The sequence below is a fragment of the Megasphaera sp. An286 genome (assembly GCF_002163455.1).
GTDB lineage: Bacteria > Bacillota > Negativicutes > Veillonellales > Megasphaeraceae > Megasphaera > Megasphaera stantonii.
This window is the reverse complement of the sequence record NZ_NFIY01000002.1, coordinates 111,521-133,670: the sequence shown is the minus strand read 5'-3', so window position 1 is coordinate 133,670 and position 22,150 is coordinate 111,521. Positions and strand designations below refer to the sequence as shown.

22 protein-coding genes are annotated in these 22,150 nt (G+C 50.4%); 17 read left to right on the top strand and 5 right to left on the bottom strand.

All coding sequences use genetic code 11. From position 1 onward, the window contains the following. Positions 1 to 3 precede the first annotated feature (3 nt). The 16 genes from hutW (at position 4) to B5F80_RS01770 (ending at position 17,810) form a co-directional block, all read left to right on the top strand. On the top strand, positions 4 to 1,557 hold the full coding sequence (hutW, locus tag B5F80_RS01845) for a heme anaerobic degradation radical SAM methyltransferase ChuW/HutW (RefSeq protein WP_087477113.1): 1,554 nt from the start codon (positions 4 to 6) through the stop codon (positions 1,555 to 1,557). Between the two features lie 185 nt (positions 1,558 to 1,742). After that, positions 1,743 to 2,567, top strand: coding sequence for a pyridoxamine 5'-phosphate oxidase family protein (locus B5F80_RS01840; RefSeq protein WP_087477112.1), 825 nt, complete (start codon positions 1,743 to 1,745; stop codon positions 2,565 to 2,567). A gap of 43 nt (positions 2,568 to 2,610) precedes the next feature. After that, positions 2,611 to 3,543 (top strand): helix-turn-helix domain-containing protein, encoded by a 933-nt coding sequence (locus B5F80_RS01835; protein WP_087477111.1) that lies wholly within the window; start codon positions 2,611 to 2,613, stop codon positions 3,541 to 3,543. A 50-nt stretch (positions 3,544 to 3,593) separates the two neighbouring features. Then, entirely contained in the window at positions 3,594 to 4,373 is a 780-nt protein-coding gene (locus tag B5F80_RS01830) for a ZIP family metal transporter (RefSeq protein WP_087477110.1), read from the top strand. Positions 4,374 to 4,552: 179 nt separating this feature from the next. Next, complete coding sequence (locus B5F80_RS01825) at positions 4,553 to 5,491, top strand: ABC transporter substrate-binding protein (protein WP_239386283.1); 939 nt, start codon at positions 4,553 to 4,555, stop codon at positions 5,489 to 5,491. Next, positions 5,491 to 6,501 carry an iron ABC transporter permease gene (locus B5F80_RS01820; RefSeq protein WP_087477108.1) on the top strand — a complete coding sequence of 337 codons (1,011 nt, stop codon included), beginning with the start codon at positions 5,491 to 5,493 and terminating at the stop codon, positions 6,499 to 6,501. Before B5F80_RS01825 ends, B5F80_RS01820 begins: the two co-directional genes overlap by 1 nt. Further along, complete coding sequence (locus B5F80_RS01815; RefSeq protein ID WP_087477107.1) at positions 6,498 to 7,286, top strand: ABC transporter ATP-binding protein; 789 nt, start codon at positions 6,498 to 6,500, stop codon at positions 7,284 to 7,286. The genes B5F80_RS01820 and B5F80_RS01815 overlap by 4 nt, the downstream gene beginning before the upstream one ends. A gap of 127 nt (positions 7,287 to 7,413) precedes the next feature. Further along, on the top strand, positions 7,414 to 9,498 hold the full coding sequence (locus B5F80_RS01810; protein WP_087477106.1) for a TonB-dependent receptor: 2,085 nt from the start codon (positions 7,414 to 7,416) through the stop codon (positions 9,496 to 9,498). Positions 9,499 to 9,522: 24 nt separating this feature from the next. Continuing rightward, the gene (locus B5F80_RS01805) at positions 9,523 to 10,464 is read left to right on the top strand and encodes a ChaN family lipoprotein (RefSeq protein ID WP_087477105.1); all 942 of its coding nucleotides are present in this window, start codon (positions 9,523 to 9,525) and stop codon (positions 10,462 to 10,464) included. 104 nt (positions 10,465 to 10,568) lie between these two features. Beyond that, positions 10,569 to 12,281, top strand: coding sequence for an ABC transporter ATP-binding protein (locus tag B5F80_RS01800; protein WP_087477104.1), 1,713 nt, complete (start codon positions 10,569 to 10,571; stop codon positions 12,279 to 12,281). A gap of 303 nt (positions 12,282 to 12,584) precedes the next feature. Beyond that, on the top strand, positions 12,585 to 12,881 hold the full coding sequence (locus tag B5F80_RS01795) for a DUF2325 domain-containing protein (protein WP_087477103.1): 297 nt from the start codon (positions 12,585 to 12,587) through the stop codon (positions 12,879 to 12,881). Between the two features lie 29 nt (positions 12,882 to 12,910). Then, positions 12,911 to 13,153: a FeoA family protein gene (locus B5F80_RS01790; protein WP_087477102.1), complete on the top strand. Its 243-nt coding sequence runs from the start codon at positions 12,911 to 12,913 to the stop codon at positions 13,151 to 13,153. Between the two features lie 5 nt (positions 13,154 to 13,158). Continuing rightward, positions 13,159 to 15,531: a ferrous iron transport protein B gene (gene feoB, locus B5F80_RS01785; RefSeq protein ID WP_087477101.1), complete on the top strand. Its 2,373-nt coding sequence runs from the start codon at positions 13,159 to 13,161 to the stop codon at positions 15,529 to 15,531. Between the two features lie 89 nt (positions 15,532 to 15,620). Next, a complete protein-coding gene (locus tag B5F80_RS01780; RefSeq protein ID WP_087477100.1) occupies positions 15,621 to 15,806 on the top strand; it encodes a FeoB-associated Cys-rich membrane protein in 186 nt (61 codons plus the stop codon). A 209-nt stretch (positions 15,807 to 16,015) separates the two neighbouring features. Then, the gene (locus B5F80_RS01775) at positions 16,016 to 16,801 is read left to right on the top strand and encodes an electron transfer flavoprotein subunit beta/FixA family protein (protein ID WP_087477099.1); all 786 of its coding nucleotides are present in this window, start codon (positions 16,016 to 16,018) and stop codon (positions 16,799 to 16,801) included. A 13-nt stretch (positions 16,802 to 16,814) separates the two neighbouring features. Beyond that, entirely contained in the window at positions 16,815 to 17,810 is a 996-nt protein-coding gene (locus B5F80_RS01770; protein ID WP_087477098.1) for an electron transfer flavoprotein subunit alpha/FixB family protein, read from the top strand. Positions 17,811 to 17,919: 109 nt separating this feature from the next. Here B5F80_RS01770 and B5F80_RS01765 read toward each other — a convergent pair whose 3' ends face one another. The 4 genes from B5F80_RS01765 to B5F80_RS01750 form a co-directional block, all read right to left on the bottom strand. Beyond that, positions 17,920 to 18,204 (bottom strand): DUF6506 family protein, encoded by a 285-nt coding sequence (locus B5F80_RS01765; RefSeq protein WP_087477097.1) that lies wholly within the window; start codon positions 18,202 to 18,204, stop codon positions 17,920 to 17,922. Positions 18,205 to 18,345: 141 nt separating this feature from the next. Further along, positions 18,346 to 19,164, bottom strand: a complete 819-nt coding sequence (locus B5F80_RS01760) for an aldo/keto reductase (RefSeq protein ID WP_204246314.1) — start codon at positions 19,162 to 19,164, stop codon at positions 18,346 to 18,348. 51 nt (positions 19,165 to 19,215) lie between these two features. Further along, positions 19,216 to 20,358, bottom strand: coding sequence for an alpha/beta hydrolase (locus B5F80_RS01755; protein WP_239386280.1), 1,143 nt, complete (start codon positions 20,356 to 20,358; stop codon positions 19,216 to 19,218). Between the two features lie 10 nt (positions 20,359 to 20,368). After that, positions 20,369 to 20,623 (bottom strand): hypothetical protein, encoded by a 255-nt coding sequence (locus tag B5F80_RS01750; protein ID WP_087477096.1) that lies wholly within the window; start codon positions 20,621 to 20,623, stop codon positions 20,369 to 20,371. 179 nt (positions 20,624 to 20,802) lie between these two features. On the opposite strand from B5F80_RS01750, the gene B5F80_RS01745 reads away from it, so the two are divergent. Further along, entirely contained in the window at positions 20,803 to 21,699 is an 897-nt protein-coding gene (locus B5F80_RS01745; RefSeq protein WP_087477095.1) for a LysR family transcriptional regulator, read from the top strand. A 58-nt stretch (positions 21,700 to 21,757) separates the two neighbouring features. Here B5F80_RS01745 and B5F80_RS01740 read toward each other — a convergent pair whose 3' ends face one another. After that, positions 21,758 to 22,024, bottom strand: coding sequence for a hypothetical protein (locus B5F80_RS01740; RefSeq protein WP_087477094.1), 267 nt, complete (start codon positions 22,022 to 22,024; stop codon positions 21,758 to 21,760). Positions 22,025 to 22,150 lie beyond the last annotated feature (126 nt).

Here is a 22,150-nt window from a genome sequence, read left to right as displayed (position 1 = left end):
CATATGAGTTTAGAAGAATTATTTCACAGCCTGCCGCCAGAGCAGCGCATTTTCCAATTCGGTGCGGAAACGGACAGCCCGCTGACGGACGCGTTTCCGCGCAAACGCGTCGTTCATGCCGGCCTGCACGGCACGGTTGTCCCGCCTGATGAATCACAGCAGGTTTGGCAGCGCATCATGGCGTCTGCACCGGCTAAAAAGGACATCCAGACGGCGTATATACATATTCCGTTCTGCAAGACTAAATGCCTGTACTGCGGATTTTTTCAAAATGGGACGAATCAGGACGTAGAAGATCATTATGTGGACTGCCTGATTCAGGAACTGGAAGCCTCTGCCGACTTACCGCGCTTAAAGGACAGCCTTATTCATGCTGTATTTATCGGCGGCGGTACGCCGACATCCTTGTCTCCGAAAAATGCCGGACGGCTGCTGCAGGCGATTTGCCGCTGCCTGCCCTTGGCCAATGATTACGAGCTGACTTTGGAAGGGCGTGTTCATGATCTAGTACCGGAAAAGATGGACGTTTGGCTGGCAAATGGTGTAAACCGCATGTCTTTGGGCGTTCAGTCCTTTCATACGGATATCCGCCGTTCTGTCGGACGACTGGACGATGAAGAAACGGTATTGAAAAATCTGCGGAGCCTTCTCGATTACAACCAGTGTGCTGTCGTCGTCGACCTCATTTACGGTCTGCCCGGTCAGGACATGCAGGTCTGGAAGGAAGATTTGGATCTGCTGATTCAGTCCGGCGTAGACGGCGCTGATTTGTATCAGCTCAACGTTTTTGACGGCAGCGATTTGAATAAGGCCATTGCCCGCGGCGCGCTGCCGCCGGCAGCGACGACGGATTACCAGGCCGGCATGTTTGCCTTTGCCAAGGCCTATCTGGAACAGCGGGCGTATCGCCGCCTGAATGTCTGCCATTGGAGCTGCAGCAACCGCGAGCGGAGCCTGTACAATACACTGGCCCGCTCCGGTTCGTCCATGTTCCCCTTCGGCAGCGGCGCCGGAGGCAGCGTAGACGGCTATTCAACGATGCTTCACCGGTCCATTGCACCGTATGAAATGTTTGTCGAAGCAGGCAAAAAGCCCTTTATGGCTCTCATGAAGCAGTCGCCGCTGCAGCCGATTGTCGATGCGGTGCAGAACCAGCTGGAAATGTGCTATATGGATTTAAATAAAATATACGCCTTTGACGACAAGCTGAAAGATCTGGAATGGCTGTATAAGCTGTGGGAAACACGCGGTCTTGTAACATATAACGGCGTCATGTATACGCTGACGGATGCTGGTCAGTTCTGGCAGGTCAACATCACGCAGACGACGCTGGAATGCATCCAGTACCTCATGACTGGGAAAAATGCCATGGTGATGGAACGCGTAGCTGCGCAAGATTCGAAGAAAACTGCGTCTATGGTAGAGGCCATGAAGCGGATGAAAGCTATGAGCGGCACGCCCAGCGTGGAAGCTATGAAAAAAATGGCTGAAGCCATGCGCCATATGAGTCAGGATGAGATTCAAGCCATTATGAAGCAAATGAAAAATCACTCATAGATAGCTGCACTCCTCTGTGTAAAGACTGCAACGAAGATCTGTTGCAGTCTTTGCCGTATCTAATCGCGTGAAAAATATAACATATACGCAAGTGTGATATTGACAATCTATATCATAAAATTCATAATAAAGAGTAGGAGATATGGAAAATTGGCTGCGTGACAATCCAGAAGGGGGAAGCAATCATGAATACTCTTTGCCTATATTACGAAAACGCTGCGGCACGGCGCATTGCCGTCATGATCGGCAGTATACTCAGCATGAGCCGGTATGCGGAATGCCGGGAAGACGTATCGCTGCGCCAATATAAGCGGATTTTGTTGGTTTTGACGGAAAAACAGGCGGTACAGCCCTTGGCAGAGGTTGTACAGCATGCGGAACCAGATACAATATGGGGACTCATTGTCATTGGTGATAATGAATTGTCGGTACAGCGGCTGCGCCGTCAGGCTGAAATGCTGCTGAAACGGCCTATCGCCTTGTCTGCGTTTATTCCGGCGAGTGACGTTACAGAAGGGGTCATACGTGCTGCTGAGACAATACAGCCGCCTCCGGCTGCTGTACCGGACAGCGACAGTACGGCATGGCAGGCATTAGAAACGTTCCTGACGAGTCATACTACGGGCGTTTTAGCTACCGGATGGGGACGGAATATTCGGACGACGCCGATCGAGTACGTATATTGGCATAAAAAAATATACCTGTTCAGCGAAGGCGGACGAAAATTTGCGAATATATATCGTGATCCGCATGTCAGTTTTTCCGTATGCGAGCCATTTTCCGATTTTTCCCATTTGGCAGGACTGCAGCTGAGCGGCACGGCACAGATTCTCGAACCACAGGACGAAGGCTATGCTGTGGCCGCGGCGGCCAAGGGTATTGCTGAAGAACGGCTGCGTAAAATGCCCGTCGTTCTCCATGTCATTGAGATTTCTCCGTCTGAAGCTGTCTTTCTTTGGGGGCAATTTGCCAGAGAGGGAAAAGCTGTGCGTCAGGTATATCGATTTTAGTTTAAATTAGAGCTGGTTATTCAAGAAAGGGTGCAGTATAATAATGGATACTATGCGGATGATCGAATCTTCTGAAGAGAGGGTTGTGTTTGAAATACAAAATAATACGGGTACGGCGCGTCTGACGTCGTATCCCGTATATCCGGGCATCGATCTCGTCTATATAGACGCGCATATTGAATCCTTTTCCTGCCGGAGCCATCCCGTAACGCAGGGCTTGTTCGCTGTCAATCATTGTGAGGAAGGCCGTATAGAGTGTAATTTTCAGAACGGCGAATTTCTCTATATGGGGCCAGGCGATATGTCTATTGGCTGGCGGCATCATCAGGAATATTGTCATTCTATTTTCTTTCCTTCGTCTCATTATCATGGCCTGTCTATTTTATGCTCTGTATCCAAGGCGCAGCCTGTCGTTTCCCGGCTGTTGGAGGACGACGGCGATTTGACGGCCTTATGCAGCCGTTTTTGCCGGGAATCGGATTTCGGCCTTATCATGAAAGAAAATAAGAACATGCAGCATCTGTTTGAAGAATTGTATCAGGTGCCGGAAGGCATTCGCCGCCGGTACTGCCAGCTCAAAATATTGGAAATATTTCTGTTTCTTGGAACGATTCAGCCTGAGCGGAACAAGTATGTTTACGTGACAAAACGGCAGGCGGATATCGTCAAGGCCATTCATCTGGAATTGCTGGAAAACCTGAAGACGAAGAAACGTCTGGAAGAATTGGCTGAAGAGCATCACATTGCGCCGACGACGCTGAAGCGGTGTTTTAAAAGCGTATATGGAAGCTCTATCGGCCAACACCTGCAGGAGCTGCGCGTCAGCGAAGCGATGCGCATGCTCGCCGAGACAGAAGAAAGCGTTCTGCAGATAGCCAACCGTGTAGGGTATGCCAACAGCAGCAAATTTTCCATGCTGTTTCAGAAAATGACCGGCATGCTTCCGCGGGATTACAGGAAATCACAGCGAAAATAGAGCGGGGGCAGTGCTGCGGTGTTCCGGCCTAATAGATTAAGGAGGACGCTATGATTGATATTACGATTGGGATTCTCATTCCTTTTTTAGGAACGACGTTAGGCGCTGCCTGTGCGTATGTTGTGAAAGGACAATTGCACCAAGAATTGCAGCGGGCGCTGATGGGATTTTCTGCTGGTGTTATGACTGCTGCATCTGTATGGAGTCTGCTTATTCCTGCTATGGAGCAGGCTGCTTCATGGGGAAAATGGGCTTTTATACCGGCAGTTGCCGGGTTCTGGATCGGTGTTGCTATGCTGCTTCTTCTCGACCGCTGTGTGCCCCATCTGCACCTGAACAGCGACGAGCCGGAAGGGATACGGGCACATTTGAAAAAGACGACTATGCTCGTATTGGCTGTTACGCTGCACAACATTCCGGAAGGCATGGCTGTAGGCGTCGTGTATGCTGCGTTTTTGTCGGGGCAGGAAGGAATAAGCCTGGCTGGTGCTATTGCCTTATCGCTGGGGATCGCGATCCAGAATTTTCCGGAAGGAGCCATTATTTCCATGCCTCTGCGCGCAGCCGGCCTGTCATCTCACCGGGCCTTTGCCGGCGGGATGCTGTCAGGGGTCGTAGAACCCGTCGGCGCCGTCGCAACGATATGGCTGACCAGTCTTGTCGTGCCGCTGCTGCCGTATCTGCTGAGCCTGGCTGCCGGCGCAATGCTGTACGTCGTCGTGGAAGAGCTGATTCCGGAAATGTCTGCCGGTGAGCATTCTAATGTCGGCGCTCTTTCCTTTTCCTTAGGGTTTACGATTATGATGACTCTTGACGTAGCATTGGGATAATCATTATTTATTAAAATAACGAAATGGATTATTTTTATGTCTATTTGGAGTGGAAAACATGAGATAACTCTGCTACAATAACAGATAGTGATTATCATTTCTTTAATAAAATGCAGCCTATATCATATTGTATGTATTAGGGAGGGATTTGATTGCGCAAAGCAGTTTTATACGTTGTGATGGCATTTGTCCTATGCTTGTTCGGCGGCATCGTATACATGATGATGCAGGGCGGTACGTCGACATCGACGGCAGCCATGCGGCAGGTGACGGACAGTACGGGTGAGACAATGGAGATCCCGGAGCATCCGCAGCGTGTTGTCTTTTTAAATGCGTCCAACATGGATATGTACGTTGCAGCCGGCGGAGCGTCGCAGGTTGTCGGCAGGCCGACGTCGCAGTCGCTGTCGCCGGAACTGGCAAAAGCCGTCGCTGACGTGCCGGAAATAGGCATTATTCATTCGCCGAATATCGAAAAAATATTGTCCTTAAAACCCGATTTGGTCATCGGCGTCAACGTGCCGTTCCATAATCAGCTGCGGGAAACGATGAAGCAGAATCATATTCCGCTGTATATCAACTCGCTGGACAATTACGAGGACACGCTGAAGACGATGAAGTTCTTTGGCGAATTGACCGGCAATACGGCAAAAGCCCAGGAAGAAACGGACAGAATTGTCAAGCAGTGTCGTGATGCTGTCGCTATGACTGAAGGCAAGACGGGCCCGCGGACACTGATTTTGTTCAGCAACCCGGACAGCAACAGCATGGCCAGCAGCGAGACATTTTCCGGCGATTTGCTGCAGCGCCTTCACGGTGTAAATATTGCCGAACTGGATACATCCCTGACGGGCCAGTTTATTCCTCTCAGTTTGGAATACGTCGTCAAGCAGGACCCGGAAGTCGTCTTCATCATTTCCATGGGCAATACGCCGGAAAATCTGGCTCGCTTCAAGGAACAAATGCAGACGAATGAAGCGTGGAGTCAGACGTCGGCAGTTAAAAACGGCCGCATTTATGATCTGCCTATGGAGCTGTTTACTGTCAATCCGGGCAGCAACATCGGCGAGGCTATGGAATATATGGCAGATTGCCTGTACGGGCAGGGAGGTATCTGATGGAGCGTGCCGTAGAACAAGATAACCGCGGCGTCGTCCGCATGACGACGCTCTGCGCCGGACTGATACTGCTGATGCTGTCTCTGGCATTAGGCATTGCCGCCGGCGCGGTACATATCTCTTTGTCGGATATATATCAGGCCGTCGTCGCGCCGGGACAGACAGATAACTACCGCATTATTTATACGCTGCGCATGCCGCGGGCAATCTGTGCGGCCTTAGCCGGCGCTAACCTGGCCTTGTCGGGATGTATCCTGCAGGGAATTCTGCGCAACCCGCTGGCTGACCCGGGTATTATCGGCATTTCGGCCGGCGCCGGTCTGGCGGCCATGGCCCTCATGCTTATTGCGCCGACCTTTACGAGTTTCGTACCCTTTGCAGCCTTTATCGGTGCTATATTTGCCGCGGCTGTCGTCTTTTTTCTTGCCTACGAGCGGGGCGTCAATCCGCTGCGTCTCGTCTTAGCCGGCGTAGCCGTGGCGGCGTTTTTTGGCGGCGGCATGACGGCCCTGTCGGTATTTTTCTCCGATAAGATTCAGGGAACCGTATCGTGGATGGCCGGCGGTTTTGCCGGAAGCAACTGGTCGTACGTCCGCATGATTCTGCCGTACAGCCTGCTGGGCATCGTCGGGACGCTATGCTACTACCGAAGACTCAATGCTCTCCAGCTGGGCGATGACGTAGCTAAAACGTTAGGTGTTAATACGGAGCGTACTCGTGCTGTCCTCGTTGCTTTGGCGGCTCTGCTGGCCGCATCGGCAGTCAGTGTAGCCGGTCTGCTTGGCTTTGTCGGTCTCATCGTGCCTCATGTCATGCGCCTTATCGTCGGCTCGGACTTTGAAGCCCTTCTGCCGTGCTCGGCATTGTTCGGCGCCGTATTGGTCGTCGTAGCCGACGTAGCGGCCCGGACGCTGTTCAGTCCTGTAGAAGTGCCTGTGGGCATTTTCATGTCCTTCATCGGCGCGCCGTTCTTCTTATACTTGCTGAAACGGAGGATGGGTCAGTCATGAGTACGATTGCGACAAACCATTTACGCCTGCAGTACGGTGAACGAGTTATAGCGGAAGACCTAACCATAGCCTTTGACAAACCGGAAATCGTGTCGATTATCGGCCCGAACGGCTCAGGTAAATCGACGCTTCTGAAATCACTGGCGCGGCTTCTCGTGCCGACGGGCGGCGCCGTATATCTGGACGGGCAGGATCTCAAAGACGTATCGATGGATAAGATTGCCCGGACGATTTCCATGCTGCCTCAGTCGGCCAGCGCACCGGGCGATATGACTGTGCGGGATCTGGTGACCTACGGCCGCCTGCCCTATCAGGGGTTATTTTCAAAACTAAATGACTTAGATATTGCGGCTATTAACAGCGCCTTGAAAGCGACGGAAATGGAGCCGCTCCAGCATAGCCGCTTGTCGGCCCTGTCCGGCGGTGAACGGCAGCGGGCTTGGCTGTCCATGGCCTTGGCCAAGGAGCCGCAGATCCTGCTTCTCGACGAACCGACGACATATCTGGATATCCGCCATCAGCTGGCTCTGATGGAACTCGTCGTGCATTTGTATCAGACCATGCACATTATCGTCATCATGGTCATGCATGATTTAAACCACGCAGCTCGTTACAGCCATCGCCTCGTCGCCGTAAAGAAAGGAAATATCGTGGCTGACGGCCCTGTAGCCGATGTGTTCCGACAGGATATACTGGAGCCTCTTTACGGTATCCGCGCCGTCGTCACGACGGTACAGGAGGAAAACGGCGCGTATCTGGCCTGCTTCCCGTATGCTGCCGTATAAATTCGGTTAATAACGCTTTGGCGTTTATTATACATATCTTTTATTCATTTCATAATAACGTACTCTGTCATCAGGAAAATATTCCAGACAGACACCATGTTCAAAGATGAAGGGGAGGTTTTATTTCATGGATTCATTTTCATCATCTAAAAAACGTATGCTGACCTTAGCTGTATTGTGCGCCGTAGGCGGCAGCCTGCCGGTCATGGCCGCGCCTGCTGACGGCGACGTCGTGCGGACAAAAGACGTCATCGTTACGGCGACTCGTACGGAAGAAGAAGTTAAAGTTGTTCCGCAGGCTGTTGAAATTATTACTTCGGAAGACATTGAAAAGATTGGCGCAACGGATGTATATCAAGCACTTCGGTTAGCGAGTAATGTCGATGTTGGTACAGCTGGCATGGCTGGGCACAATGTCATGATTCGTGGGATGGACACGAATCATACTCTGATTTTGATAAACGGTATTCGTCAGGCTGGCGAAGATACTGCGCAAACTCAGAACGTATACGCCTTGAATCGTCTCAGCCTGTCTGACATTGAACGCATCGAAATAGTCCGTGGGCCTTCATCTGCTCAGTATGGCTCAGATGCTCTTGGTGGCGTAATTAATATTATTACCAAAAAATCAGCCAAATCTGAACCCTCTATTATGGCAGGTGTGTCGACAGGAACTGAATCTGTAAATAATTATTATCATATTGATTTTGGTCAACATGATAAATTTAATGGTACCTTAGATATGCGCTTTTCAAAATGGAGAAAAAATGTAAGGCCTGATTCTGAAGGAAGTAACTATTATGGGCCTGTATTCGATGTTCATTTTGATGGAAACTATGATTTGGGAAATAATCAAAATTTGAATTTTAGTGCAGGATACTATAATGAACGTTCTCAGGCTGATTATGCTGATTCTTGGACGTCTAGTGGGGCATTTCAAACAAAGAAAGATTCTAAGGAATGGTATAATTATAAACGATATGATTACAGTTTGGCTTGGACGGGTAATAATGAAAAACACGATTGGATGATTAGGTCTTTTTATAGCTATTTAAAAAAAGATAATCGCCAATATAATTATCGTGATACCTTTCCAGGACCGATGGAGACTATTTTAGGAGGCCTGTATCCTAAATATGATTGGGATCATTCAGAATATTCATTATGGGGCGTTGAAGGAAAGGACAGCATTGCTATCAATGATGACCATACATTAACCTTTGGTGCTGAATATCGATCGACAGATGTAGAAGGCACAAGAATGGGGGACGGTGGCGATAACGTCCACCAGGTTAGCCAGACGGGCAATGGATATACTAACACCAAATACTATTCGGAAAAGGATATTCAAACATACGCCGCTTATATCCAAGATGAATGGATGATTGGCGATAAATTGTTAGTAATACCTTCCTTGCGCTTTGACCATGATAGTACTTTTGGCGGTGAAACAACGCCTAAAATTGGCGCTACATACTTTATCAATGACCATAATCGGTTTAAAGTTAGTTGGGGTAAGGGCTTTAAAGCTCCGACAGTCAGTGAAATGTATATGAATATGCATCGTTCTATGGGAGGCGGTATCGTTAATACGATTGGCAATCCTGATTTGCAACCTGAAGAAACGGAATCGTGGGATATCAGTTATGAATTTGATAATGATAAAAACTGGGGAAAAATTACTTACTTCCAAAATGATGTTAAAAATTTGATAACCAGCACACCTATTCCGGGATTGAATGATCCCGATGGTGGAGAATGGTGGTATCAAAATGTGAATGTAGATAGAGCACAAATTAATGGGATCGAATTAGAATTAGGCCATAACTTTAATAAATACTTTACAGTAAAAGCAACAAGTAATTGGTTGGATGCTACTGACGATTCTACAGGGGAAAGATTATCAAATCGTGCAAAAAATATTACGACATTGCAGCTTTCTTATGATGATTTGAAACCCTATGGATATACAGTTATGTTATGGAGTCAATGGGTTAATAAATATCGTTGGACAGAAAGCATGGGATATGGAGACGATGCAAACTCTATTCCTCATGATGCTACTTATAATACTGTTAATTTTGTCGTCAATAAAAAATTCGGAAAAGGAAACCGCATTTTTGCCGGTGTAGATAATATTTTTGATAAAAAGAATTATGATGTATTCCTTGATGGCCGAATCTGGGTAGCCGGCGCAGAATGGACGTTCTAATTTCCAGCAAAGCAGGAATTTCTCATGAACATATCACGTACACTACGACTCCTCTCCCTCTTGACGGCTATGACCGTTTTCTCTGCTGCGGGAATGGCCGGGGCGACTGCTCCGGCTCCTGCGGCGGAGAAGGCGCCGGCCGTCCTGTGGATAGACGGAGCGGCACAGAAAGCCGTATCGACAGCAGAGATGCTGGACGGCTTAAAAGAGTATCAAGTTATCTTTTTCGGTGAATTTCACGACAGCCAGCCTATACATGACGCCGAGCTGGACGTGCTGAAAGGCTTGCATGACCTGCACGGCGATAAGCTGGTTTTATCCATGGAAATGTTTGAACGGGACGTACAGACCACGATGGACGATTATTTAGCCGGAACGCTGAGCGAGGAGCTGTTCTTATCTCAATCGCGGCCTTGGCCGCAGTACAGGACGGCGTATAAGCCTCTGGTAGATTTTGCCAAGTCTCAGGGCCTTCCCGTCCTGACCGGCAATATTCCCCGGCGCATGGCTGCGGCTTATGCTAAGGTTGGCAGTTTAAACGGCATTGCCGAAGCCGATCGGCTGTATCTTCCTAAGGTGCATAAGGCTGGCTCGGAAGCCTATCGGGCTAAGTTCGCCGCGACGATGGCTGCCATGAACGATATGCCCGGCGGTATGAAGGTGACCGAAGCGATGGTACAGCCTATGTTCATGGCCCAGTGCCTCAAGGACGACGCCATGGCCGAAAGCATAGCGGACTATCTGGATACTCATGGCGACGCTGTCGTGTATCATGTCGTCGGTAATTTCCACAGCGAAGGCCATTTGGGAGCCGTAGAAAAGCTGCACGGCCTGCGGCCTGACTTAAAAATTGCCGTCATCAACGCCGTACATTACGACCCGGCAGCTGAGTCGGCAGCAGACGCTGCCAGTGATCATGCCGACGGCGGCGAATACTTAGCATTGGAAACGGCTCACGGGGCATAAATTACAAGTTTCACCGTATAGATTTTAACAGGGGCTTGCCGAAAGGGGCTGTCCGCCATGGAGCGGCTCCTTGGGCAAGCCTTGTTTTTTATGGAGGAGGATGCATGAAGCGATTATGGGCGTGTTATGCGCCGTATCATACCATCTTATTCTTCGTCATTGCCGGCTCGGTTCTGACGGCAGGGCTGGAAATTTCCTTTCCCATGATTGTCCGTTATATCCTGGAGGATATCCTGCCTGCCGGCGACATGCTGCGATTAGTGCATACGGCAGCTGTTTTGTTTATTCTTTACGTTGTCTGTCTGTGCTCGTCCTTCTGCGTGTCGTACTTTGGCCGCAGTATGGGCACGCACATCGAAAACGACCTGCGGTGCCGCCTGTTTTCCCATATCGAGTCAATGAGCTTTTCGTTTTTTGACAATGCCAAGACTGGGCAGCTCTTGTCCCGCATTATCAGCGACATTTCAGAAATAGGAGACTTGGTGTTTCAGATGCCGAATCTCATTATGGTCTGCCTGATTACGATGTGCGGCAGCGCTTTTTTTCTGTTTTATATCAATTGGCAGCTGGCTATTTTTGTTTTATTTCTCATTTTGCTGAAAACGGCGGGAACAATGATTCTCAATCGCCGCATGAAGGAAACCTTTCGCACTGCCAGAGAAAAAATGGGGCTCGTCAGCTCTCAGGCTATGGAAAGCCTGAACGCCATCCGCCTCGTCCAATCGTTCTGTAATGAAGCTGTAGAGCTGAAAAAGTTTGTCGCCGCCAGCGACAAGCTGCGGCGGGCCCAGCAGCGGACGTTTATGTTTGAAGCCTATCTTACGAGCAGCGTCATCTTTTTTTCCAATCTGACCAACCTGGTCATCATCGCCGCCGGCAGCTTTTTCATTATGCTCGGCGTCATGAGTCTCGGCGATCTCGTGGCCTTTCTCATGTACCTCATGGTATTCATCAGGCCGATTATGCAGCTCACCATGCTGACAGAACGGTATCAGCGAGGCTTAGCCGGATATCGGCGATATGAAGAACTCATGGCTATCGAGCCGGACGTTGCCGATAAGACGGACGCCGTCGAAGCCGGCGTGATAGAAGGCCGTGTGGCTTTTGAAGATGTCAGCTTTTCCTATAATGGGAAGGACCTGGTGCTGCGGCGGTTTTCCTTGGATATTCCCCGCGGCAAGACGGTCGCCATCGTCGGGCCTACCGGCGCGGGAAAATCCAGCGTAGCCAGCCTGCTCCTGCGGTTTTACGACATTCAGTCGGGATGTATTACTCTGGACGGAAGGGATATCCGGCAGTATACGCTGGCGTCACTGCGGCGGAGCATCGGCATTGTGCAGCAGGACGTATTTCTCTTTTCTGATTCGATTCGTGAAAATATTGCCTATGGCCGGCCCGATGCGACGGAGCAGGAGATCATCGAAGCGGCAAAGCTGGCTGACGCCCATGAATTCATCATGAAGTTGCCCGACGGATACGACAGCGCCATCGGCGAACGGGGCGTCAAGCTGTCAGGAGGGCAAAAACAGCGCCTGGCTATTGCCCGCGTTTTCCTTAAAAATCCGCCTGTCCTTATTTTGGACGAAGCGACATCGGCACTGGACAACGAAACAGAGCGGAGAATCCAGCAGGCGTTGCAGGATTTGTCTCATAACCGGACGACGTTGGTCATTGCGCATCGGCTGGCGACGATCCGCCATGCCGACAGCATCGTCGTCTTGACAAAGGAAGGTATTTGCGAGCAGGGAACCCACGGCGAGCTCATGGAACGCAAGGGGCTGTACTATGAGCTGTACATGTCGCAGTTTGACAAATAAAAGCTAGCTGCAAAGGAAACTCGTTCCATTGCAGCCGGCTTTTTTTATTTGTGTGAAATATAACGAACAAAGGGGAAACTGTATTTACCTGATAAAGAGCCGCAGCGGCATTGTACAGAAAATAATAAGAGGCATTGCTCTTTTTCTATATTTTATTTCGTAAGATATGATAGTGAAAATCGGTATAAAGTATTGACAGATGATATGTATTTTTGTATACTACAAGCATGGTAATGAAGTTTGTTATCAAAAACAGAAGGGATGTGTGAGTATTATTTACGGCGCGCGAAAGGAGCGAGGTAAATGAGTGTCGTCATAGTTGGTGGAAACGATTGTATGGTGTGTCAATATAAAAATATTTGTAAAAAGTATTCTTATAAAGCTAAGGTTTTTACACAGGTTCCGAGCGATTTCAAATCGAAAATCGGCTCGCCGGACCTGGTTGTATTGTTTACGAGCACCGTTAGCCATAGTATGGTGCGCTGCGCCCTCAAGGAAGCGCAGCGGAAGAACGTAGAAGTCGTTCGGTCCCATACGAGCAGCGCTAACTCGCTTAAAATTATATTAGAATCCCGGACAGAGCGCGGCCGATGCGGCTAGGCGTTTCGTCGGGAAAGGGAGGCAGCAACATGAACATTGTCACATTGGCAGATTTGCATGTCGGCGATTCGGGTGTTGTCGAAGCCCTGCAGGGCCGCGGCAATATCCAGCACCGGCTGGTGGACATGGGCGTCGTCAAAGGTACCCGCATTACCGTAGTGAAGAAAGCCCCGCTGGGTGATCCCATCGAGGTCAAAGTGAAGGGATGCGCCTTGGCGCTGCGCATGAATGAAGCAGCTATGGTCAGCGTAGCTGTAGAAGGGGGAAATTAGTAGGTATGGAACAAGCGGAAAAGATAAAAATCGCCCTCGCTGGGAATCCTAACTGCGGGAAGACGACAATTTTTAACAACATCACAGGCGCGAAGCAGCACGTAGGGAATTACCCCGGCGTTACAGTCGAAAAGAAGGAAGGCCATTGTTCTTTCGGCGGCAAAGAATTATTGTTTGTCGATTTGCCGGGCACATACAGCCTGACGGCTCGCTCTCTTGACGAAGTCGTAGCCAGAAACGTCATCATCAATGAAAAACCTGATATTATCGTAAACGTATTGGACGCGTCCAATTTGGAACGCAACCTGTACCTGGCTGCTCAGCTCGTTGAATTAGGCCGTCCTGTCGTCGTGGCCCTGAACATGATGGATATTGCCGAACGCATGGGCGTCAAAATTGATTTAAAGAAATTGGGCGAAGAGCTCGGCGCCGTCGTCGTTCCCCTTATCGGCAGCAAAAATATAGGTACGAAAGACCTTTTAGTGGTTATTGCCGATGAGAATAAGACGCAAAATCTTGTTAATGCTAAAGTGGATTACGGCGCAGACGTAGAACCGTATGTCCAGGAATTGACGGATGCTATTAATAAAACCGGCATCATTGATTATCCTATCCGCTGGCTGGCCGTCAAACTGCTGGAAAACGATTCGGACGTCGTGGCTAAGATTAGAAGTATGGACGGGATGCAGAATATCCTCAACTTAGCGTCGAAGATGCGCAATGATTTGAAGGATAAAATCGATTTGGATTTCTATTTTGCCCAGTGCCGCCACCAGTTTGCCGTACAGGCCTTCAATCATTCCGTCATCGCTGTCGGGACAGGCGATACGTTGTCCGATAAAATCGACCGCGTCCTGACGCACCGCATTTTAGGTATTCCTATTTTCTTAGCTTTGATGTGGGCTATGTTTACGGCCGTTATCGATATCGGCGCCTATCCGCAGGAATGGTTGGATACGCTGTTCGGCATGCTTGGCGACTGGCTTAGCGGCGTCATTGCCGACGAACAGATTCGCTCCCTTGTCGTCGACGGCGTCGTCGGCGGTGTCGGTTCGGTTATGAGCTTCGTGCCCCTTATCGTTATCTTGTATTTCTTTATCAGTTTGCTGGAAGACACGGGGTATATGGCCCGCGCCGCCTTCCTCATCGACCGCGTCATGCGCGCCATGGGGCTGCACGGCAAGTCCTTTATCCCGATGATCCTCGGCTTTGGCTGCACCGTTCCGGGCATTATGGCCGCTCGTACGCTGGACAATGAAAAGGATCGCCTCGTTACGATCTTCGCTGCGCCCTTCATGAGCTGCGGCGCTCGCTTACCTGTCTATACTTTGCTCATCGCGGCCTTTTTTGGAGCCTCCGGAAACGGCGGTACCGTCTTATTTGGCATTTACCTGTTAGGGATTATCGTTGCGATTTTAGTTGCCGTCGTACTCCGTCATACTCTTTTTAAAGGCGAAAAAGAACCTTTCGTCATGGAATTGCCGCCCTATCATATTCCGACGGTAAAAGACGTGCTCATGCATATGTGGGAACGGAGCGTATTGTACCTGAAAAAAGCCGGTACCTTTATTCTCGGCGCGTCCATCATCGTTTGGTTCTTAACAGCTTATCCCATGGACGTCGAATACTCTCAGGATTTTGAAGCGGCCCGGGCAAACGTAGAAGAACAGATGGAAGTACAGCAGGCTGCCGTCCTTCAGGGCTACGGCATCGCTTCTCTGGAAGATAATGCGGAATTAAACGGCATGTATGAATCGATGATTGCGGCGGCGGAAGCTCCGGAAGAAGCGGAAGGCGAAGAAGCTGCATCTGAAGAAACGGTTGCGGCAGAAGAACCTGCATATCCTGCCGGCTTTGCCGCCTTACAGGAACAGAATCCGGCCGTATATGCTCAGGCCTTGCCTCTGTATGATTTGAAGGTTGCCGCCGACGACAATATCGCCCTTCTCGACGAACAAGAAGCGTCGGAAAAAATTTCTCAAAGCTATGCTGCTACCATTGGTCATTTTATTGAACCGGTCATCGCGCCTCTCGGCTTCGACTGGAAAATCGGCGTAGGCATCGTGGCCTGCTCAGCTGCGAAAGAAGTCATGGTTTCTACGCTGGCTACGATTTACAGCGTACAGGCTGACGAAGAAGACCAGGAAAACCTCGTAACGTATTTGCAGGAAGACCCGAGCTTTAACCCGGCTGTGGGCTTGGCCCTGATGGTATTTACCCTGCTGTACATGCCCTGCGTCGCGGCCATGGCGGTCATCAAGCGCGAAACAAACTCCTGGAAGATGCTGTTCCTCTTAAACGGTATGTGCGTCGTTCTCGCCTATGTATTGGCATTCGTTACGTATCATGGGTCCTTACTGCTTGGCTTAGGCGCATAAATATATTCTATACTATATGCAAATGGTGGTTGGCGCCTGGCGTCGGCCACTATTTGCACATCTATTATTTGCAGAAGGGAGCGGGTATCATGACCCTTTCCAATATTATCATCGCCGTCGTTGTACTGGCTGCCGCGGCATACATCCTTCGCCATGTTGTCGGTTTGTTTAAGGGAACGAAAGGATGCTGCAGCGGCGGATGCTCTGGAGGCTGCCCGTCGTGCTGCGCGGCGGAGAAAAAAAGTTCGGAGAAGCAAAAGCCAGCGGAAAAATAAGAAAAAAGGCTTTGGAGATACTCTCCGAGGCCTTTTTCCTTATGGCTGTGCAGGCAGTTTTTGTATAGGAGGATTTGAAAATTTCCTGCTAGGTATATTTTTTGTAAAACTAATAAATAATATCTATTATTAGTTGATTATTTTTTAAAACTATGGCATAATATAAAAAGAAACAGACCAGTATTCAGCAACACGAAGGAGGTTCGAATATGAATATCGTAGTTTTGGTAAAACAAGTACCTGCCGTTTCAGATATCCAAATCGACGCAAAGGATCATAATCTCGTCCGCGTCGGCGCTCCGTCCATGCTCAACCCCGTGGATATGAACGCTATCGAAGCGGCCGTAGCCGTTAAAGAAGCCGTCGGCGGCACCGTTACCCTCGTGACGATGGGGACGGCCCTGGCCGGCGAAGTCATGCGTCAGGGCATCGCTATCGGCGCAGATAAAGGCGTCCTCGTTTCGGATGAACGGATGGCAGGCTCAGATACATTGGCAACAGGAAAAATTTTGGCGAAAGCGATTGAAAAAATCGGCGGCGCTGACTTGGTCATTACAGGCAAGCGCTCGACCGATGGCGATACGGGCCAGATTCCTCCGGCTGTGGCCCAGCATCTGGGCATGTCCCTCTTGTCCTATGCCGAATCGATCGCTGTCGACGGCGGCGTCGTCAAAGGCACGCGCAAAGTCAACGGCGGCATCGAATCGGTAGAAGTTACCTTGCCGGCGGTCTGCTCGGTCATGGAAACGATGAACACGCCGCGCCAGCCTAAGGTCAGAGGCACGATGATGGCGAAGAAAGCCGTATTCGACGTCCTTCGCCTGGAAGATTTGGGCCTGGATGCTCAGGAAGCAGGCAAAGCCGGCTCGGCTACGCAGGTTACGGAACTGTTCGCTCCCGAGCCTCATCCCGTCGGCACGATGATCAGCGGCGCTACAGCTGCAGAAGCCGCCAAGAATCTCGTCGGCACATTAGCGGAAAAGAAATTGTTATAAGGAGGGCCGTATCATGGAATTGAAACAAAATGTCTGGGTTTACGTCGAAGTCGCAGATGGAAAGGTAAGCCCCCTCAGCGCTGAATTATTAGGCAAAGGCCGTGAATTGGCCGATGCTCGCAACAATACATTAGTCGGCCTCGTCGTAGGCGATGAAAAGGCCGCGCAGGATGTGATTTCCTATGGCGCCGACGCCGTCGTAGTCGTCAACAATCCCGAATTGGCGGCCTTTGATTCGGTATTATACACGAAGGCCGTAGAAGAAGTCGCTAAAAAATACGAACCGAGCGTTATCCTCATCGGCGCGTCCAATAACGGCCGCGATTTGGGCGGCCGCTTATCTGCCGCAATGAATTTGGGCCTCGTCGCCGACTGCATCGACGTCCGCTATGAAGGCGACGACGATACGCTGACCTGGATTCGTCCGGCCTATACGGGCAAGCTGTTCGTCAAGATTTTGACGACGACCCGTCCCCAGCTGGCTACGATCAGCGACAAGATTTTCCGCGGCAATGGATTCGACGACAGCCGCAGCGGTGAAATCATTACGGAAACCGTTGATTTGGGCGGCTTGAAGGCCGTACAGAAGGTCACGGCTTTCGAAGCGCTGCCAGCCGACGTTGCGGAACTGAGCCTGGAAGAAGCAGAAATTGTCGTCGGCGCAGGCCGTGGCGTAGGCGATGAAGAAGGCATGAACAAGGTAAAAGCCTTCGCTGAAGCGATCGGAGCCGGATTCGGCGTATCGAAGCCCCTCGTCGACAACGGCTGGGCCTTGCACGATATTCAGATCGGTATTACAGGCAAGAAGATTGCGCCGAAGATTTACATTGCTCTCGGCGTATCCGGCGCGATTCAGCATAAATTAGGCGTTCAGGATTCGGACATCATCATTGCCGTCAACACCGATCCCGACGCTCCTATTTTCCAGTTTGCTCATTACGGCATCGTCGGCGACCTCTTTGAAGTCATGCCCGTACTGGAAGAAGAAATCAAAAAGATGAAGGCCTGATAGCTGCCTGACGATTCGCCGGTATAGGCCGATGATACAGAACTTCATATGAGACGATAAAAAATGGACTGCCCGTCATGCGCTGGCAGTCCATTTTTTATCGTTCCTATTATGCGGAGAAGGTAGCTTGATACAAGGCTTCCTGTTCGGGAAGGTGCGTTGCAAAGCCGATGGGAATTGTATTTCCCGTCGCGTCGATGATTTTCTTGGCATTCTCTGGCCCGAAGGCTCCGCACAGCTCGATGCAGCTGATTCCTTGTTCCTGCAATTCTTTGGCGACGGCAATCGCGTCCTGCACGTCGGCGACGCCGATTACCTGTATCATGCCGTCGTGTATGGCGGCGCGGTCCGTCCGGCTGTCGAACGGGCCCATTACTAAGTATGCAAATGTCATGGCAGCCTCCTGTAAATTAATGAATATGCATTTAGTATGGCCTGCGGCGGCGCAGGTTGTCAAGAAAAACGACAAAGAAGAGAATCGTGCTCGTTCTTTGCCGTTTAGTTGTGCATGATAAGTTTTATGATGACATTGCGTCTAATCGTACCAGCCGAATAAGCTGCGTTCGCCTTCTAGGGACTGAATTTGCTGCAAGTCCTCGTCGGATAAGGAAAAATCGAAAATGTCGAGGTTTTGTTTCAGCCGGCCGGCATGGCCTGACTTGGGAATGGCGACGACGCCGCGCTGGACGAGGAGGCGCAGGCCGACTTGAGCCGCCGTCTTGCCGTACTTTTTGCCGACGGACTGTAATATAGGATTGGTAAAGAAATGGTTCTTTCCGGCCGCAAAGGGGCTCCATGCTTCCATGCGCGTGCCGTGTTGTTCAAGGACGGCCTGCAAATGCTTTTGCTGATAAAAGGCGTGGGCTTCTACTTGATTGACAGCCGGAATGACGCCGCAGGACTGAATGAAGTTTAAATAGCGGGCGGCGCTGAAATTGGAAAGGCCTAAAGCTCTGATTTTACCGTCTTCATAGGCTTCTTTCATGGCTTCATACATCTCGAGGGACGAGCTGTAAGGCTCGTGGATCAGCAGCAGGTCGATATAATCGGTTTGCAGCGCTTTGAGGGATTCCGAAATAGCCGCTTTGGCTTTTTTATATGTCGTTGTGGGCGAGTAGAGCTTCGTCGTGATAAATACTTCTTCCCGCGGCACGCCGCAGATTTTCAGGGCATTGCCCAGCTCTCTTTCGTTGCCGTACATTTGGGCCGTGTCGAACAGGCGGTAGCCCAGGTCGACGGCTTCGCAGACGGCGCGCTCGCAGTCCGCGCCGTGGAGGGCGTAGATACCCAGGCCTAATATGGGCATGGATACGCCGTTATTCAGGATTATAGAGGGAATGGCAGTCGTATGCATCGGTAATACCTCCCTTGACGTCTGTACAGATGCAGTGGTGAAACGAGATAATTAGGATAAATTGGCTCGGAAAAATTCCGTCATTTTATCAAAGGGAATCACGTCGGTTTTATCATATAAATCGGTATGAACTGCGCCGGGGATGATCAGGAGTTCTTTATTATCCCCCTTTAATTTGGCATAGGCGTCGCGGCTGAAGTAGCACGAATGGGCTTTTTCGCCATGGATAATCAGGACGGCATTGCGGATTTCATCGGCATACTGCAGGATGGGCATGTTCAGGAACGACAGGGACGACGTGACGTTCCAGCCGCCGTTGGAATTGAGCGAACGGGGATGATAGCCGCGGCTCGTCTTGTAATAATCGTAGTAATCTTTTACGAAGAAGGGGGCGTCGGGTGGAAGTTCGTCGGGAAGTCCGCCGGCTAAGGCATAGGAGCCTTTTTTGTAATCTTCCGTGCGCTGGGCGTTCAAGGCTTTGCGTTTTGCGTAGCGCGCTTCTTCGCTGTTTTCAGCGTCGAAATAGCCGTTGGCCGTCACGCGGGTCATATCGTACATCGTCGAGGCGACGGTTGCTTTGATGCGCGTATCGATAGCCGCGGCGTTCAGGGCCATGCCGCCCCAGCCGCAAATGCCGATGATGCCGATTTTTTCCGGGTCGACGTTATCCTGAACGGAGAGAAAATCGACGGCAGCCTGGAAGTCTTCTGTGTTGATGTCCGGCGAGGCGACGTATCTCGGCTGGCCGCCGCTTTCGCCGGTAAAGGACGGGTCGAAGGCGATGGTCAGGAATCCTCGTTCGGCCATGGCCTGGGCGTACAGGCCCGCAGCCTGTTCCTTGACGGCGCCGAAGGGCCCGCAGACGGCGATGGCCGCTAACTTGCCTTCATAGCGCTTCGGTTCGTACAGGTCGGCGGCGAGGGTAATGCCGTAGCGGTTGTGGAATGTGACTTTGCGGTGGTTGACCTTATCGCTTTTGGGGAATGTTTTATCCCATTCTTGTGTTAATGTCAATTGTTCTTCCATATAGGTTGCCTCCCTTGTAAGTTGTCTTTTCATTTCATTTTGCGTCTTTGCAGCCGGCGCCGCGGCCGCATCTGCTGTGCTGTCGGCGGCGAAACTCGTCGCGCAGCCGGCGAACGCCATGACGGCCAGGGCTATCCGAAGTTTCTTAGCTAAAGTCGTTCGTTTCATATGTACCTCCTCATACATGTCCATCAATCGGCTTGTCCTCTTTTTTCATGACGTAGACCATGTAGTCAAGGCAGTCGATTTTATACTGCGTATGATGTAATTCCTCGAGCAGCTCCGCCCGATGGCGAGCCAGCAGCAGATACTGTTCCTTTCGCTTTTTTTGCTGAGATAGGCTGAGAAATTTCTGAATCAGGGAAGGGGCGAATCCGGCGTCGGACAGATTCCTTTGTATCTTGAATATATCGGTTTCTGCGGCTGCGGTCATTCGAGGTCACCTCCTTGCTGTCTTTATTGTAACGCCGATGCAGATATATAGCTAATGCTTTGATTTTATCTCATGATATACTTGACAGGCATTTCATAGGAGGCCATAATGAAAATCAAAAGAAGAACTTAAAGATATATAAAGAATACGACGGCAGCAGTGATAGAGGGGGAGAGAGTATGGAACTGAGAGTGCTTCGGTATTTTTTAGCCGTAGCCCGCGAGGGGAACATTACGGGGGCGGCGAATTTTCTTCACCTGACGCAGCCGACATTGTCGCGGCAGATTAAGGACTTGGAAGAAGAATTAGGCTGTCAGCTCTTGGTGCGAAAAAGCCATCGCGTCGTCCTTACGCCGGAAGGGATGCGGCTGCGCAAGCGGGCTGAAGAAATCATTTCCATGGTCGACAAGACGGAAGCGGAGTTTTTGGCCAGGGAAAACGCCGTAAGCGGCGATATTTACATCGGCGGCGGCGAGACGCAGGCTATCCGGCAGATTGCTGAAATCATCCGGGAGCTGCAGGAGGAATATCCGGATATTCATTACCATTTGTACAGCGGCAACGCCGAAGACGTAACCGAACGGCTGGACAAGGGGCTTCTCGACTTCGGCATCCTGATTCAGCCCGCCGATATTTCCAAGTACGATTACATCAATTTGCCCAGCAAGGACCGCTGGGGCGTTATCATGCGAAAGGATAGCCCCATGGCAGCCAAAGAGAGCATTCGGAAAGAGGACCTTCTCGACGTGCCTCTCATCTGCTCGCGGCAGGTCATGACACAGCGCCGGACGGAAAATGAGTTTGCCGACTGGTTCGGCGACGATTTTGACAGACTCCATGTCGTGACGACGTTTAATCTCGTGTACAACGCGGCCATTATGGTGGAAGCCGGCATAGGCTATGCCGTGACCCTCGATAAGCTGGCCCATACGTCGGAAGACAGTCCCCTTTGTTTTCGCCCGCTGATGCCGTTATTGGAGTCGGGCATGAACGTCATCTGGAAAAAGTATCAGGTGTTCTCGCCGGCAGCGGAGTTGTTTTTAGAGCGGATGAACGAGGCTTTTGGCAGAGAGTGATTGTAAAACGGCAAAAAAATACTCTGCAGTGTATGCAGAGTGTCAAATGCTGTATATTCTAATGTATAAATTGAAGCTGCCTCATTTCATGAACTGCCTTATTCATGAACAACGCGGCAGCAATCAGGGAAATGCCGGAACCGGCTGCGGATACGAAAATATTGCGGAAAGCCTGCGATACGAGGGAAAAGATTCCCAATGCATGCAGCATGCCGTTCATGACGAATTCAATGGCGATGCAGGACACAAAGAGGGCAATGAAGAATACGGCTACGGATACCGGCGAAATTAATACGTAAGGCAATATAAATTTAGCGAATTTCATAAGGCATTCCTCCTAAGAAAAACCATTTCAGTACTATGTCGCTGCGCAGTATGGGATGTTCCTATAGTATATACCTACTCTCTCAAAATGTCTATAGTAATTGAGAATAAAATTGATATGAATTTT